The sequence below is a fragment of the Billgrantia endophytica genome (assembly GCF_002879615.1).
Taxonomy (GTDB): Bacteria; Pseudomonadota; Gammaproteobacteria; order Pseudomonadales; family Halomonadaceae; genus Halomonas; species Halomonas endophytica.
Window position 1 is genome coordinate 27,801 of sequence record NZ_PNRF01000036.1, and the last position, 15,631, is coordinate 43,431.

Here is a 15,631-nt window from a genome sequence, read left to right on the forward strand (position 1 = left end):
TCTCCAGTAGCGGACAAGAAAGGGGTCAGTGTGGGGCGATACGCCGTCGTTCGGCAAGCTGGCGCATCAACTCACGCGAGCGCAGCGGCCGGCTGCCCAGCAGCGGTGCCATGGCCGCACGCATCACCGCCTTGGCGGGCCCACCGAGACCTGGCGTCGACCAGTCGCCGCTGGCCAGCAGGCGCAGGGTGCGACCGTCGATTCCCGACTCACTGGGCACGAAAGCCCGCGATGAGGCATCAAAGCGATAGCGGCACTGGGGATCGAGCTCACGACCATCGGCTTCCGTGAAGCGCGGCGCCGCATCGAGTGCCTCGAGCAGCGCCCTTTCCAGGCAACGCAAGGCTTCAGCACGGCCAGCCGGACGGGGCAGCGCCTCCATGAGAGCCGCATAGAAGGCAAAGACGTCGGGGACCGGCAATTCCACCGGCAGCGTCCGGGTCAGCAATTCGTTGGCATAGAGCCCGCATAGCAGCCCCTCACCCGCCAGCAGGGCCGTTGCACCACGACTTTCCATCAGGCGCAACCGCTTGAGCTCCCCCTCTCCCACCCAGGTCAAATGCAAGGGGCCGAACGGCTGCAGACGTCCCCGGGAGCGGGAGCCGGGGCGCTGCACACCCTGTGCCACGGCCCGCACCCTGCCATGATCGAGCGTCAGCAGCTCGACCAGGGCACTGGTTTCCCGGTAGGGACGCTTGTGCAGGAGGAACGCCGGCTGCGGCAGCATGTCAGGCACCTGACATTCGCGGGAGCCACGTCGAGCGATGGCATGGCTTCTCCATCAATCGAGGTTGTAGCCGAGGCTCTTCAGCGCCCGCTCATCGTCGGACCAGCCACGCTTCACCTTGACCCAGAGATTGAGCATCACCTTGGCATCGAATGCCCGCTCCATGTCCAGGCGCGCCTCGCGGCCAATGTTCTTGATGCGTTCGCCGTTCTCGCCGATCAGGATCTTCTTCTGGCCCGGGCGCTCGACCAGGATCAGGGCGCTGATATGCACCACACGCCCCTCGTCGCGAAACTCCTCTATTTCCACCGTCACCTGGTAAGGCAGTTCGTCACCGAGCTGGCGCATGATTTTCTCGCGCACAAGCTCGGCGGCGAGGAAACGCTGACTTTTGTCAGTGACCTGGTCATCGGGGAAATGGTGCACGCCTTCCGACAAGTGCTTGGCCACCTCGGCCTCCAGTTCCGGCACGTTGGTCCCATGCTTGGCGGAAATCGGGATGATCGCGGCGAACTCACGCCGAGCCCCCACCTCGCCAAGCCACGGCAGCAGGGAGCTCTTGTCCTCGATCCGGTCGACCTTGTTGACGGCGAGGATGACCGGCGCCTGCACGTGCTCCAGACGCTGCAGTACGACCTGGTCCTCGTCGCTCCAGCGAGTGCGGTCGATGATGAAGACCACACAGTCCACGTCACGCAGCGCCTGGGTGGCCGCCTGGTTCATGAAACGATTGATCGCCTTGTTGCGATCCTTCGACAGGATATGAATGCCGGGAGTGTCGACGTAGATGAACTGCGCCTCGCCTTCCGTCTTGATCCCCACCACCTGGTGTCGGGTCGTTTGCGGACGCCGCGAGGTGATCGAGATCTTCTGGCCGAGAATACGGTTCATCAGGGTGGACTTGCCTACGTTGGGTCGACCAACGATGGCCACGAAGCCGCAGGTCTGGCTCATTTGCTTTTCCCTCCCCGGGTTTCGAGCTGGGACAGGGCCTCTTCAGCAGCCTGCTGTTCGGCATGGCGCCGGCTGGATCCGGTACCCAGGGTGCACGCCTCCAGCAGCTCAACGTGGCACTCGATCGTGAAGGTCTGCTCGTGGGCTTCGCCTTCCACCGACACCACTTCGTAACGTGGCAGTGATACCTGACGCGACTGCAGGAATTCCTGGAGCCGGGTCTTGGGATCCTTCTGGGTGTCCTGCAGGTCGATCGCTTCGAGCCGCTCGGCATACCATGCCAATACCCGGGTACGGGCGGTATCCATGCCGGCGTCGAGATAGATTGCTCCCAGCACGGCCTCCACCGCATCGGCCAGGATCGAGTCGCGGCGATGACCACCACTCTTCATTTCACCGGAGCCCAGTCGCAAGCATTCACCAAAGGACATTTCCCGGGCCAGTTCGGCCAAGGTCTGGCCGCGCACCAGCCGGGCACGCAGGCGGGACAGCTGACCTTCGCGTGCCTGAGGGAAGCGCTCATAGAGCGCTTCGGCAATCACAAAATTGACGATGGAATCACCGAGAAATTCGAGACGCTCGTTGTTCTGGCCTCCGAAGCTGCGATGGGTCATGGCCAGCTCCAGCAGGGCGCTATCCCCGAAGGTATGGCCGATGCGTCGGCTGAAGGCATTGAGGGAGTTGCTCACGAAGCTCCTGCTATGTACTGACGGATGAAGGTGACTGTCGGAAAACGAAAAAAATCGTTATTGGATGCGGCGCACGCTGGTAAAGCTGGGCAAGCCGCCATCCCAATGCATCCACACGGCAAAGGCACGCCCCACGATGTTCTCCTCGGGTACGAAGCCCCAATAACGACTGTCGTTGGAGTGATCGCGGTTGTCGCCCAACGTGAAGTAATGGCCTTCCGGCACCACCAGTTCACGTACCCGCGGGCCGGGGTCGCGTGGATTATTATAGATGTGGTGGTTGACCTCTCCCAACCGCTCTTCCATCAGCCATTCGTTGGGTGCGCTGGCCGGCCCTTCCTCGACCAGTTGCTTGGGTACCGGCTCACCGTTGACATAAAGCTGCTTGTCTTCATAACGCACGGTATCGCCCGGCAGACCCACCACTCGCTTGATGAAATTCACCGACGGCTCGTTGGGAAAACGAAACACCATGACATCACCGCGCTGCGGATCGTCAATCTCGACGAAACGGGTATGCGTCACGGGCAAGCGCAATCCATAGGCGAACTTGTTGACCAGGATGAAATCGCCGACTTCCAGGGTGGGACGCATGGAGCCGGAAGGAATCTGGAATGGCTCGACCAGAAAGCTCCTCAGCAGCAGTACCACCAGCAGCACCGGGAAGAAGGAGCGGGCGTAATCCACCGGCCAGGGCTCCTTGAGCACCTTGGCGCGGGCCGTCTCATCAAGCCCTTCGGTCGTTCCGGCTTCGGCGTTGGCCAGGTTCCTGCGCCGCCCCGGGCGTAACCAGACAAGATCCAGCAGCCATATCAGACCGGTGATCGCCACTGCAATCACCAGCAAAAGAGAGAAATCCATATAGTTGTCGGTCCCTAGTCATTCACCTTGAGTACGGCCAGGAAAGCATCCTGGGGAATTTCCACCCGACCGACCTGTTTCATGCGCTTCTTGCCCGCCTTCTGCTTTTCCAGCAGTTTCTTCTTGCGGGACACGTCGCCACCATAGCATTTGGCGGTGACGTTCTTGCGCAACGCCTTGACGGTGGAACGCGCCACCACCTGGCCACCAATGGCAGCCTGAATCGCCACGTCGAACATCTGACGGGGAATCAATTCCTTCATTTTCTCCACCAGCAGGCGCCCACGCCCATGGGCATGATCGCGGTGGATGATGACGGCCAGCGCATCGACCTTGTCACCATTGATCAATACGTCCAGACGCACCAGCTTTGCCGACTGGAAACGCTCGAAGCTGTAGTCCAGCGAGGCGTACCCCTTCGAGATCGACTTCAGTCGGTCGAAGAAGTCCATGACCACCTCGCTCATGGGCAGCTCATAGACGAGTTGAATCTGGCTGCCGAGGAACTGCATGTCACGCTGGGTGCCACGACGTCCCTCACACTCGGTGATGACGTTGCCGACGAATTCCTGAGGAACCAGGATACTGGCACGTACGATGGGTTCGCGCATTTCCTCCACATCGGCCATGTCCGGCAGCTTGGAAGGGTTCGAGACATATCTGAGCTCACCGTTCTTCATCGCCAGTTCGTAGACTACGGTGGGCGCCGTGGTGAGCAGATCCAGATTGTACTCGCGCTCGAGACGCTCCTGGACGATTTCCATATGGAGGGTGCCGAGGAAGCCGACCCGGAAGCCGAAGCCCAGGGCATCGGAATTCTCGGGCTCGTATTCCAGGGAGGCGTCGTTGAGCGCCAGCTTCTCCAGGGCGTCGCGGAAGTCCTCGTAATCGTCGGCACTGACCGGGAACATGCCGGCATAGACCTGGGGCTTGACCCGCTGGAACCCCGGCAGGCGTTCGACATCCGGCGTCTTGGCGTGAGTAATGGTGTCCCCTACCGGCGCGCCCTGGATCTCCTTGATACCCGCAACGATGAACCCTACCTCACCGGCACGCAGGACCCCGGTCTCCTTGCGCAGCGGCGTGAAGATGCCCACTTCGTTGGCCTGCCAGTCACGCCCGGTGGACTTGATGCGGATCTTCTCGCCCTTCTTCAGGGTGCCGTCGAAGAGCCTGACCAGCGACACCACGCCCAGGTAATTGTCGAACCAGGAGTCGATGATCAGCGCCTGCAGCGGGGCCGCCGGGTCACCCTTGGGATGCGGAATGTCCCGCACCAGGCGTTCCAGCAATTCATCGATGCCAAGGCCGCTCTTGGCCGAAACCTGACAGGCATCGGTGGCGTCGAGACCGATGATCTCCTCGATTTCGTGGGCCACCTTGTCGGGGTCGGCCTGGGGCAGATCCATCTTGTTGAGTACCGGCAGGACCTCGAGGCCCTGCTCGATGGCGGTGTAGCAGTTGGCCACCGACTGCGCCTCGACTCCCTGGGCGGCATCCACCACCAGCAGCGCACCCTCACAGGCATAGAGCGACCGGGAAACTTCGTAGGAGAAGTCCACGTGTCCGGGCGTATCGATAAAGTTGAGCTGGTAGGTATTACCGTCCTTCGCCTGGTAATCCAGCGTCACCGACTGAGCCTTGATGGTGATGCCCCGTTCCCGCTCGAGGTCCATCGAGTCAAGCACCTGCTCTTTCAACTCCCGCTCCATGAGCCCACCACAGCTCTGGATCAAACGGTCTGCGAGTGTCGACTTGCCATGGTCGATATGGGCGATGATCGAGAAATTCCGAATATGCTTCAGCTTTTCGTTGCTTGCGTCGTTGCTCATCTAGCCCAGTCCGGTGTTCGTCACGAGCGCGGATGGGGCGAAGTCGTCCGCATCCGTTCACGTCATATGAATTCGATAGCGGGTATTGTACCGGCATGGCGGAGGGTTGGACAGCGCGGTCGCCAAGGAGCCGATAGCAGAATGGCACCTCCCGCTACTGGGCGGGAGGTGCCATCGACAGTCGTGTTGCTCAGATATTGCCGAAGGAGTCAGTCCCTGGCCAGCCTCAACGCCACGAACAGGGACCTGCCCTCACGGTACAGGCGTACCGGTATGGCTCGGTCATCGGGCAGTGTCTGCGCCATTTCGGATAGCTGCTCCGGGCTCTCCACGGTATGGTGGTCGATACTGACGATGACATCACCCGGGCGGATGCCGGCGTCGGCGGCAACTCCCTGGGGATCGATCTCTCGTACCTGGACGCCGGCTTCGATTCCCAGGCGCTGACGCTCCGCCTCATCGAGTTCACTGACCGTGATGCCCAGGCGCGCCTGCCCACTCGGGGCCTCACGACGCTCGGCACGCTGCTCCCCCTCGGCATCCGGCCAGTCGCCAATGGTGACGGACTGCGTGGTGCGTTCGCCGTCACGCATGACCGTCAATTCGGCTTCATTGCCCGGCGCCACGCGGCCAATCAGCCGCGGCAGGTTGCGCGAGCGCTCGACCTCTTCGCCGTCGACCTCGAGCACGATGTCACCCGCCCGGAGACCGGCGTGGGCCGCCGGGCCTTCCGGATCCAGGTCGGCGATCAGGGCGCCGCTGGCGCTATCCATGCCGAACGACTCGGCCAGATCCCGGGACACCGGCTGGATCATCACCCCAAGCCAGCCACGGCGCACACGCCCCTCGTCACGAATCTGATCGGCCACGTCCATGGCCACGTTGATGGGGATGGCAAAGGAGACGCCCATGAATCCGCCGCTACGGGTGAATATCTGCGCATTGATGCCCACCACTTCACCATCGAGGTTGAACAACGGCCCGCCGGAATTACCCGGGTTGATGGCCACGTCGGTCTGGATGAAGGGCACGTAGGCGTCCCGGGGCAAGGTGCGATTGATCGCACTGATGATCCCAGCCGTCACTGAATGCTCGAAACCGAAAGGAGAGCCAATGGCCGCCACCCACTCGCCGACCCGAAGACCGTCGGAATCACCCAGACGCAGTATGGGGAGATCTTCGGCTGCCACCTTGAGCAGCGCCACATCGGTCTGAGGATCCGACCCCACGAGTTCGGCCTCCAGTTCGCGCCGGTCTGCCAGTCGTACCAGGATCTCGTCGGCACCGTCCACCACGTGGGCGTTGGTCAAGATGTAGCCATCCGGACTGATGATGAAGCCGGAGCCCAGAGACTGGCGCTCCTGCCCGCGCCCCGGCTCTCCGCCCTGGGGAGGGGGGAAGCGATCACCGAAGAAGTGACGGAAGATATCGGGAATCTCCTGCCCACCGAAGCCTTCGAACGATTGGCTTCGACCCGGCACCACCCTTGTCGTGGAAATATTGACGACCCCCGGCGCCGCCTGTTCCACCAATTCGGTAAAGTCCGGCAACTCGCGTGCCATGGCACCTTGCCAAGGCAGCAAGAATGCGAACATGAGAGTCCAGAGAAAAAGGTGTCGGGTCATTGGCTTCATGGAAAGCTCCTGCGTCATCTTGCTGTGTTACATGCCAATTGAGTTTCTTGCCAACAAGGAAGGCCCTGGATTCCGATCATTCGGCTGGAGCGGGTGCCTCACCCTGAGACGCTGTCCAAGTCAGGTTCTCCGCCACCTCCGCCAGTACGCGGGGCGGCAATTCACCCATGACCACCACCTGATAGGGGCTCCCTTCCACCGTCAGATGACGCACGACGGCAAGCGAGATGCCTAAACGATGCAGGCCTGGTATAAGACGCTCCCGTCCCTCCTGGATCGGTTCGACGAACAGGCTCAGGGTGGAAAGGCCGTCGCTGTAGATACGATGCCCCACCTCTGAACCATGCTGGCCACTCTGCGTGTCCACCGGCTGGTCGATGAAGCCCTCAGGCAGCCAGCCGGGGCTCCACGGCTGCCGTGGCGGAGCACGCTGGGTATCGAGGGATACGCTGCCTTGATGCAGCCGGGGTGGGTGCAGCTCCGTGAACTGAAACGTCTCGACCACCCTGCCTCGGTCGTCGAGCAGCTCTCGCTTGAGCGGCAGGGCCGTCTGCACGTCGAGCCACATGCGTTGCCCAAAGCGCAGTCCATCCAGTGGTTCTATGTCGAGGCGAACCGCACGACGGTTGGCAATGCGATCGCCACCACCCAGCGACAACCGGTAGAACCGGTCGATATGCTGTGCGATCCCAGCCGGAGAGGCAGGAATGTCATTCGCATTTTCGGACCAGCTCAAGCGTCCGATGCGACCGCGACGCTCGAAAAATACCGGTGGGCCGTCGAGAAAGCGTGCCACTTCTCGTTCCACCCCATCCTGGATGTCATGGGAGAGCGCCAGGGTCCGTACACCATCGACGCCGATGCGTACGGCCCTTGCCTGAAAGATGTAGCAATGACTGGCCCACAGGCTGCGTTCGAACCACGACAGCGCTGAATCAGGGGCCTCCCAATCGGCTACCTGGCGGCAATCGAACCGATCGACCTGGGTATCGGAACCAGGCTGTGTCTCGGCGAGAGCGGGTGTCAGGTACATCAGGCTACCGAAACCGCACAGTACGACCAGGCGACTCAGCGTGCGCCCCGCTCTCATCATCGCTGCCCCAGTGTCTCGCTGCCGGAAGCACGCAACAGCGGCATCCAGGCATCGCCACTTCGATAGGTGGCACCCTCGGCATGCCTATCGAGGTAGGACTGCAGCAGTCTGGCCTGTTCCTGATCGGTGCTTTGCGACTGACGCGGGTTCGGTGCCATGAAAAGCGGATTCTCGAAGCTGTTGCTGACCGGCATGATACCCGATTGCCCACCGGAAGCCGTGGGAGAAAACAGCGGCATTCCAACGGGCGAAGCCTGGCCGCCGGACACCGTGGCAAAGCTGCGCTGTGGCTGGCCGGCAGGAGACCGCGGCTCACTGTCTGCCACCTGAGCACCGCCACCACTGGTAAAGTCGCTGCCGTTATAGAACTGTACGCCGGTGATTACCATCAGCGAAACGGCAGCTGCAATGCCAGCGCTTCGGGCAAACGGCAGGGAGCGACGCGGTGCGACAGGGGCCTCTTCCATGACAGGTACCGGCTCGTTCTCGAGCCGCGCCATAATGCCCGCGGAAAGGTCCGTGCTGACATCGACATCATGATCCCGATGCAACATGCTGCGCATCAGATGATAGCGCCGCCATGCATCAGCGGCGCCGGGGTCGTCCTCTATGGACTTCAGCACCCGACGCAGCTCGAGATCATCACCTTCGTTGTCCATCAGGGCAGAAAGCGATTCCCGTGCATTCTGACTCATTCTCACACCCCCACATTGGCAAGACGCCCTGCCTTGCATCCAATGAAATCCGGCATTCCCTGTCGCACCACACCGGAAATACCGATAAGCCATTCCTGCGCGCTGTTACGCTGGCACACTGCGATCACTGCATCTGACGCCATTGACGGCAGACAGTTCAGCGCCAACGTAAAAACCTTTCTTCGCCGGCTCATTCCGTTATCGACTCCCGAGTTCGGGCGGTGGTCACCAGCGGCTGTATGTGCTGGTCCACGGCTTCACGCGCGCGAAATATTCGTGACCGCACCGTACCTACCGGACACTGCATGATGTTGGCAATGTCCTCGTAGGAAAGCCCGTCGAGCTCACGCAGGGTGATGGCCGTGCGCAGGTCGTCGGGCAGGTTCTCGATGGCCTCGAACACCGCCGCCTCGAGCTGATCGCGGGCCATGGCGGCCTCGGGTGTCTCGATATCGGCCAGGCGTCCGCTGTGGTCGAGGATCTCGGCATCGGCGATATCGAGATCACTGCCAGGCGGGCGCCGCCCCTTCGAAACCAGGTAGTTCTTGGCCGTATTGATGGCAATCCGGTACATCCAGGTATAGAAGGCGCTTTCCGCACGAAACTTCCCCAGAGCCCGGTAAGCCTTGATGAAAGCCTCCTGAGCCACGTCCTGCACTTCGGCATGATCCTGAACGTAGCGTCCTATCAAACCGATGATCTTGTGCTGGTATTTCTTTACCAGCAGATCAAAAGCACGGGAGTCACCATTCTGGGCGCGCTCCACGAGCTGTTGATCGGTTTCTCGGTTGCCCATTCACGCCCCCCCCGACCGGGAGAGACCCTGCTGACTGGCGAATAAGCGAAGCGTGGAAACGAATTCTGCATGCATGGTGTCAACCTGGTGCCTGTGGCAACTGAGTGTCCCTGGAGATGTTGGTCCCTGTCGAAGCGACAAGTGTTCCTGTTTCTTGGCCCCGCATCAAGCCGACTGCCATGGCGCCGGGCCTGAGACACGACAAACGGGGCCCGGGTTCCCCTCGCAATTGATTTTTTCCTCGCCCGCGGGTGTATAGTAGATCATCCTCCTCGCCTTCAACGCATCACGACACAGGTAGCAACATGTCAGATCAGCAGGTCAGCAACCTCAACGTTCTTTCACAGGACGTCCTGATCACGCCGGAAGCCCTCAAGAGCAACATTCCCCTGAGCGAAACCGCGGAGCGCACGGTGATCGAAGGGCGCCGGACCATTCAGAATATCCTGGATGGCACCGACCCGCGGTTGCTGGTAGTGATCGGCCCCTGCTCGATCCATGATATCGATGCCGCCCTGGATTATGCTCGGCGGCTCCGTCGCCTGGCCGACGAGGTAAAGGATACCCTGTTCGTGGTGATGCGCGTCTACTTCGAGAAGCCTCGCACGACGGTGGGCTGGAAGGGACTGATCAACGACCCGCATCTCAACGGCTCTTTCGAGATCGAGGAAGGACTGCATATTGCCCGCAAGCTCCTGGTCGAGCTCTCCGAAATCGGGCTTCCGCTGGCCACCGAGGCGCTGGACCCCATTTCGCCCCAGTACCTTCAGGACTGTATCAGCTGGTCGGCGATCGGGGCGCGCACCACCGAGTCCCAGACCCACCGCGAGATGTCTTCCGGCCTATCCAGCCCCGTCGGATTCAAGAATGGCACCGATGGCAGCCTGGACGTGGCAGTCAATGCCCTGCAGTCCGTGGCACACCCGCACAACTTCCTGGGAATCAACCAGGCGGGCCAGGTGGCGATCATCCGTACCCGCGGGAACGCCTATGCCCACGTGGTACTGCGTGGCGGCAACGGCAAGCCGAACTATGACAGTGTCAGCGTGGCGCTGGCCGAGCAGGAACTGCGCAAGGCCAGTATCAAGCCCAATATCATGATCGACTGCTCGCATGCCAACTCCAACAAGGATCCGGCGCTGCAGCCGCTGGTCATGGACAACGTCACCAATCAGATTCTCGAGGGCAACCGCTCGATCATGGGGCTGATGGTGGAATCCCATATCGGCTGGGGCAGCCAGAAGATCCTCGATGACCACCGCCAGATGCAATATGGCGTTTCCGTCACCGATGCCTGCATCGATTGGAAAACCACCGAGGAAGCCATGACCCGCATGGCGGAGAAACTGGAACCGGTGCTCGGCAAGCGTGCTGCCGCGGAGTGACCCGTCGTCGTGGACAGAAAATCGGGCCCGTCATTCTTGAACCGACCCAAGAACTGGGCGGTTCATGCAGGCGGGCCCGATGCGTTACGCTATCGGCTTGTACGACTTAGGCTAGCCGGCCACCATGCCATCTATCTCACGCACGAAGGGTGGTAAGGCATCGAGCAGCGCCCGCCCATAACGACGTGTCAACACACGGCGATCCAGCAGTGTGATGCGCCCCTGGTCGGCCTCCTTGCGAATCAAACGCCCGCAGGCCTGCACCAGCTTGATCGACGCATCCGGAACGCTGATACGCATGAACGGGTTCCCCCCCTGGCTCTCGATCCACTCCGCCAGCGTCGCGCCGACCGGGTCGTCGGGGACAGCGAACGGCAGCCGGGTAATGACCACATGGGTCAGGTAGTCTCCGGGCAGGTCGATGCCTTCGGCAAAGCTCGCCAGGCCAAAGATGATACTGCCCTTGCCTGCGTCCACCCGGGCACGATGCCGCTCGATCAGTTCACGCTTTGGAAGCCGATCCTGTGCCAGAACCCGTTCGCGCTGCGTCGCCGGCAGCGCCTTCTCGACGGCCCGCAGCTGCATCCGGGAGGAGAACAGCATCAGCACCGCCTCCCGCTCCCCCAGCCCACCGACGAACTCGACGATGGCTCGCTCGTGGGCCTCGCGGTCGGCAGGGTCGACGGCCTCCCGGGGCACACTCAAGACCGCACGAGAGTAATCGAAGGGGCTCGGCAAGCGCTGATAGCGATAGCGATTGGCCAGCCCGGCACGCTCCTGCAAGCGCTCGAAACGCCCCAGCGCCGTCAGGGTTGCCGAGGTCACCACGGCCCCATAGCAGCTGCCCCACAGGGTCCTGGCCAGGGTGGGCGCGGCGGAGACCGGGCTGGCCGAAAAGACCAGCTCGGCATCACCGCCGAAACGCTCGAGGGTCATCCAGCGGGCGTATGGCGGCTCACCCTCGGTATCGACGTCGGCATAGGCCTGCCATAGCCCGTGAGCCTCGAGGGCACGGCCGTGAAGCAGTGCCAGCAGCGGCAGCCAGGCCTCGGCCTGCTCACGGGCGAGGCCCGTGTGCTTGTCCGGGTCGAGACTCTCGCGCAGGATGTCGCTCATGGTTTCCAGAGTTCGCGTCAACTCGGCAAACGCGACCAGTAGCGTCCCGGCATGCTCACGCAGCCCATCGGGGACTCGGCCCATCTCGAACCGATACTGGTGATTCTCCTCGTCGTCGCCGAGCCCCCGGGGACGGCCCGCCAACTGGTGGCCCAGGGCAAAGGCCTCGCCCAGTCTCGGTTCCAGCGCCGCAATGGCTTCCGGGAGGGTCGCCAGCAACCTGGCGACGGTGGGCTGTACCGCCAAGGCCTGGTTCAATTCGGTGAGAGACTTCTTCAGGCTGCCCAGCCAGCGCAGTGCCCCACCCACGCCGACACGATGGGCAAAGTGCGTGAGCGCCTTGTCCGGCAGGTGATGGCCCTCGTCGAAGACGTAGATGCAGTCAGCCGGTGGCGGCAATACCACACCGCCACCCAGCGAGAGATCGGCCAGCACCAGGTCATGGTTGGCCACGATGACATCGGCGCTTTCCAGGTCGCGACGGGCACGAAAGAAAGCACAGGCGGCAAAGTGCCCGCACCGCCGATTGGTGCACTGTCGATGATCGATGGTGAGGCGGCGCCAGTCGGTGTCGTCGATGGAGTCGGACCAGCTCTCACGATCCCCTTCCCAACGGCCGCTGCCATAGGCGTCGGCCATCTCCTGAACCAGCGCCTGGAAGTTGTCACCGCTTTCCTGCACCAGGCTCTGCTCGAACAGGGATAGCGTGGGATTGTCGGCCACGCCGTCCATCGACTGCTCCAGGCGAGCCACGCACAGGTAGCGGCCACGCCCCTTGGCCAGGGCGTAGTGAAAGTCCAGACCGCTATGGGCCTTGAGCGCCGGGAGGTCCTGGTGCAGCACCTGCTCCTGCAGGGCCACGGTGGCGGTGGCGATGACCAGCCGCTTGTCACGCGCCTTGGCCACCGGCAATGCAGCCAGCAGGTAGGCCAGGGTCTTGCCGGTGCCCGTGCCAGCCTCGAGTACGCAAACGTGCTCGTCGGAGGTGCGCTTGCCCGACTCATCGGCCTCGATGCCACCCAGCGTGCGGGCGATCTCGGCGATCATCAGCCGCTGGCCGTAGCGTGGCGTCAGCCCCTGAGCCTCCAGCACCCGGCGGTAGGCGCCCTGTATCTCGCCCCTGAGGGCCTCGTCCAGCATGGCCTCACTCTCTAGAGAACTTGTGGGGAATGGCTTGAGCGCATCGGCCCTTCAGCGACTGCCTGGGAAACGCCTAGTGGCGGCGGCGGCTTCGGCGCCGTCGACAGGTTTACGAGGAGGCGCTGTAAACCCTTCCCTGGGCGCTACTTTTGCCATCCCTGGCAAAAGACCTCCTCTCCAACCTGTCCCCGGCTGCCTCGCGGTGGAAAAACAAGGCGTTTACAGCAGCCCCTCGGGCGGATGCTCGCAGGGCAGCTTGTCGTTGATGTAGCGCTCGATCTCCGGCAGCGAGAAGGCATCCTCTTCGCCGACGAAGCTGATCGATACCCCGTTGGCTCCGGCACGACCCGTACGGCCGATACGGTGCACGTAATCTTCGGGATCTTCCGGCAGGGTATAGTTGATCACATGGCTGACATCCTCGATGTGAATGCCGCGGCCAGCCACATCGGTGGCAACCAGCACCTGGATCTCACCCTCACGGAACCGCTCCAGCGTCTTGATGCGCTGATTCTGGGGCACATCGCCAGACAGCATGGCGGCGTTGATCCCTGCCTTCTTCAGCAGTTCATCGAGCTTGCGCACCAGGTCGCGTCGATTGCCGAACACCATCACCCGGTCGAAGCTCTCCTGCTTCAGCAGGTTGATCAGCAGCCGCTGCTTGTCATCGTCGCTGACCATGTAGACGCGCTGATCGATATTGGCGGCGTTTTCCACCGTCACCTCGATCTCCACATGAGCGGGCTCATGGGTCCACTGGCTGGCCAGGCCAAGGATGTCCGGGGAGAAGGTGGCGGAGAACAGGAAGGTCTGACGCTCCTCCTTCTTCGGCGTATGGCGAATGATGCGCTTGACGTCGGGGATGAACCCCATCGACAGCATTCGATCCGCTTCATCGAGCACCAGAACCTCGACCTCGGTCAGGTCGACATCGCGCTTCTCGTGGAAGTCCAGCAGACGACCCGGCGTTGCCACCAGGAGATCGACCTTGCGCCCCAGGGCATCGCGCTGTTTCTGGTAATCCATGCCGCCCACTACGCTTGCCACGTTCAGTGACGTGAAGCGTGCCAGCGCCTTCGCATCCTTCTCTATCTGCAACGCCAATTCACGCGTTGGCGCCACGATCAGCGCACGCGGAGCGCCGGCCTTCTGACCGTCCGGCTCTTCTTCCTCCAGGAAGTAAGCCAGGATCGAGATCAGGAAGGCGGCTGTCTTGCCGGTACCGGTCTGGGCCTTGCCGACGATATCGCCGCCCAGCAGGGTCTGGCCAAGGGCCTCCGCCTGGATCGGGGTGCAATACTCGAATCCCAGGGCGTGGATGGCACGCATCAGCGGCAGCGGCAGGTCGAAGTCGTGAAAGCGCCACTTGCCCGCTTCGACAGGCACCTGAAACTGGCGAAGATCCCAGTTCGACTGGCGGCGGCGCGGCTTGCGACGACGACGCTTGGGCTTGCGGTTCTCGGCCGGGGCTGTGGTCTGTTCCGACTCGCTCATAGGCTATGTAGTTTTTCCGTAGCAGTGGATGGGAAGCCTCGTAAGGCAGGCATTGTACCAGTCTCGGGCGATGAGGGCGCGTCTGCTGCATTGGACTGATAGAATAGCCATCCACGCTGCCAACCGACACCCAATGGAGTCTGGCCTGATGACACGCCGCAAGAAGACCCGCTCGCTGGCCGACAAGGTGACTATCCGCACCGGCAAGCGCAAGGATTTCAAGAAATGGCGCCACGAGAATCCCGATCAGGTGACCTCGTCGCGCCGCTTCACCCAGAAGAAGCGCCAGCAGCGCAAGCTGCAGGCGGCTCGCAAGCAGGCCCGCCAGGAATCCGGCCAGGGCATCACCATTCATCCCGAGAGCCGCGGGGAGTCGCCGGACTGATGCGCCTGGTATCTTTCAACATCAATGGATTGCGCGCCAGGCTACACCAGCTCGAGGCGCTGATCGAGTCTCACCGCCCGGCCGTGATCGGCCTGCAGGAAACCAAGGTGCAGGACAGCGAGTTTCCTCGCGAGGCGATAGAGGCGATGGGTTATCGCGTCTATTTCCATGGCCAGAAGGGGCACTATGGCGTGGCACTGCTGTGTCACAAGGAACTGTGCCCCGGCATACCCGAAGCCGTGCATTACGGCTTTCCCGACGATGGCGAGGAATCCCAGCGCCGCATGATCGGTGTCCGTCTGCGCATCGGTGAAGGCGAACATCTGACCGTCTGGAATGGCTACTTCCCGCAGGGCGAGAACATGGCCCACCCCACCAAGTTCCCCCTCAAGCGTCAATTCTATGAACAGCTCACGCGGCTATTGAAGGAAGAACATCGTCCCGACGACTACCTGGCAATAATGGGCGATTTCAACATCTCGCCCGAGGATATCGATATCGGCATAGGCGAGACCAATCGCAAGCGCTGGCTGCGTGAAGGCAAGACCAGTTTCCAGCCGGTGGAGCGGGAGTGGCTCGAGGGCGTCAAGGGATGGGGGCTGGCCGACAGCTACCGGCTGCGCTACCCCGAGGTGAACGACCGCTTCAGTTGGTTCGACTATCGCTCACGCGGTTTCGAGCGCGAGCCGAAGCGCGGCCTGCGCATCGACTATATCCTGGTCACCAAGCCCTTGGCCGACAAGGTGAGGGAAGCCGGTATCGACTATGAGCTGCGCGGCATGGAAAGGCCTTCGGACCATGCCCCTGTGTGGACCGAGCTGGACCTGTAG

At 62.1% G+C, this 15,631-nt stretch carries 14 protein-coding genes; 3 read left to right on the forward strand and 11 right to left on the reverse strand.

The window, feature by feature from the left end:
- Positions 1-25: 25 nt before the first annotated feature.
- The 9 genes from recO to rpoE form a co-directional block, all read right to left on the reverse strand.
- On the reverse strand, positions 26-727 hold the full coding sequence (gene recO / locus C1H69_RS17215) for a DNA repair protein RecO (RefSeq protein WP_102654616.1): 702 nt from the start codon (positions 725-727) through the stop codon (positions 26-28).
- Between the two features lie 54 nt (positions 728-781).
- Positions 782-1,681, reverse strand: a complete 900-nt coding sequence (gene era, locus C1H69_RS17220; protein WP_102654617.1) for a GTPase Era — start codon at positions 1,679-1,681, stop codon at positions 782-784.
- Positions 1,678-2,370 carry a ribonuclease III gene (gene rnc, locus C1H69_RS17225; RefSeq protein ID WP_102654618.1) on the reverse strand — a complete coding sequence of 231 codons (693 nt, stop codon included), beginning with the start codon at positions 2,368-2,370 and terminating at the stop codon, positions 1,678-1,680. The genes era and rnc overlap by 4 nt, the downstream gene beginning before the upstream one ends.
- 57 nt (positions 2,371-2,427) lie before the next feature.
- The gene (gene lepB, locus C1H69_RS17230; protein WP_102654619.1) at positions 2,428-3,231 is read right to left on the reverse strand and encodes a signal peptidase I; all 804 of its coding nucleotides are present in this window, start codon (positions 3,229-3,231) and stop codon (positions 2,428-2,430) included.
- 14 nt (positions 3,232-3,245) lie between these two features.
- Positions 3,246-5,063, reverse strand: coding sequence for a translation elongation factor 4 (gene lepA, locus C1H69_RS17235; protein WP_102654620.1), 1,818 nt, complete (start codon positions 5,061-5,063; stop codon positions 3,246-3,248).
- A 209-nt stretch (positions 5,064-5,272) separates the two neighbouring features.
- Positions 5,273-6,697: a DegQ family serine endoprotease gene (locus C1H69_RS17240; protein WP_102654621.1), complete on the reverse strand. Its 1,425-nt coding sequence runs from the start codon at positions 6,695-6,697 to the stop codon at positions 5,273-5,275.
- Positions 6,698-6,773: 76 nt separating this feature from the next.
- Positions 6,774-7,790: a MucB/RseB C-terminal domain-containing protein gene (locus tag C1H69_RS17245; RefSeq protein ID WP_240609983.1), complete on the reverse strand. Its 1,017-nt coding sequence runs from the start codon at positions 7,788-7,790 to the stop codon at positions 6,774-6,776.
- The gene (locus tag C1H69_RS17250) at positions 7,787-8,485 is read right to left on the reverse strand and encodes a sigma-E factor negative regulatory protein (RefSeq protein WP_102654622.1); all 699 of its coding nucleotides are present in this window, start codon (positions 8,483-8,485) and stop codon (positions 7,787-7,789) included. The genes C1H69_RS17245 and C1H69_RS17250 overlap by 4 nt, the downstream gene beginning before the upstream one ends.
- A 190-nt stretch (positions 8,486-8,675) precedes the next feature.
- Positions 8,676-9,281: an RNA polymerase sigma factor RpoE gene (rpoE, locus tag C1H69_RS17255; RefSeq protein ID WP_102654623.1), complete on the reverse strand. Its 606-nt coding sequence runs from the start codon at positions 9,279-9,281 to the stop codon at positions 8,676-8,678.
- Between the two features lie 305 nt (positions 9,282-9,586).
- On the opposite strand from rpoE, the gene C1H69_RS17260 reads away from it, so the two are divergent.
- A complete protein-coding gene (locus C1H69_RS17260; protein WP_102654624.1) occupies positions 9,587-10,666 on the forward strand; it encodes a 3-deoxy-7-phosphoheptulonate synthase in 1,080 nt (359 codons plus the stop codon).
- Between the two features lie 111 nt (positions 10,667-10,777).
- On the opposite strand, the gene dinG is transcribed toward C1H69_RS17260, so the two are convergent.
- A complete protein-coding gene (gene dinG / locus C1H69_RS17265; protein ID WP_102654625.1) occupies positions 10,778-12,922 on the reverse strand; it encodes an ATP-dependent DNA helicase DinG in 2,145 nt (714 codons plus the stop codon).
- A gap of 219 nt (positions 12,923-13,141) precedes the next feature.
- Entirely contained in the window at positions 13,142-14,416 is a 1,275-nt protein-coding gene (rhlB, locus tag C1H69_RS17270) for an ATP-dependent RNA helicase RhlB (protein ID WP_102654626.1), read from the reverse strand.
- Between the two features lie 148 nt (positions 14,417-14,564).
- Between rhlB and C1H69_RS17275 the strand changes: the two genes are divergently transcribed.
- Together C1H69_RS17275 and xthA are read left to right on the forward strand one after the other, a co-directional pair.
- Positions 14,565-14,801 carry a hypothetical protein gene (locus C1H69_RS17275; RefSeq protein ID WP_102654627.1) on the forward strand — a complete coding sequence of 79 codons (237 nt, stop codon included), beginning with the start codon at positions 14,565-14,567 and terminating at the stop codon, positions 14,799-14,801.
- Positions 14,801-15,631, forward strand: a complete 831-nt coding sequence (gene xthA / locus C1H69_RS17280) for an exodeoxyribonuclease III (protein WP_102654628.1) — start codon at positions 14,801-14,803, stop codon at positions 15,629-15,631. Before C1H69_RS17275 ends, xthA begins: the two co-directional genes overlap by 1 nt.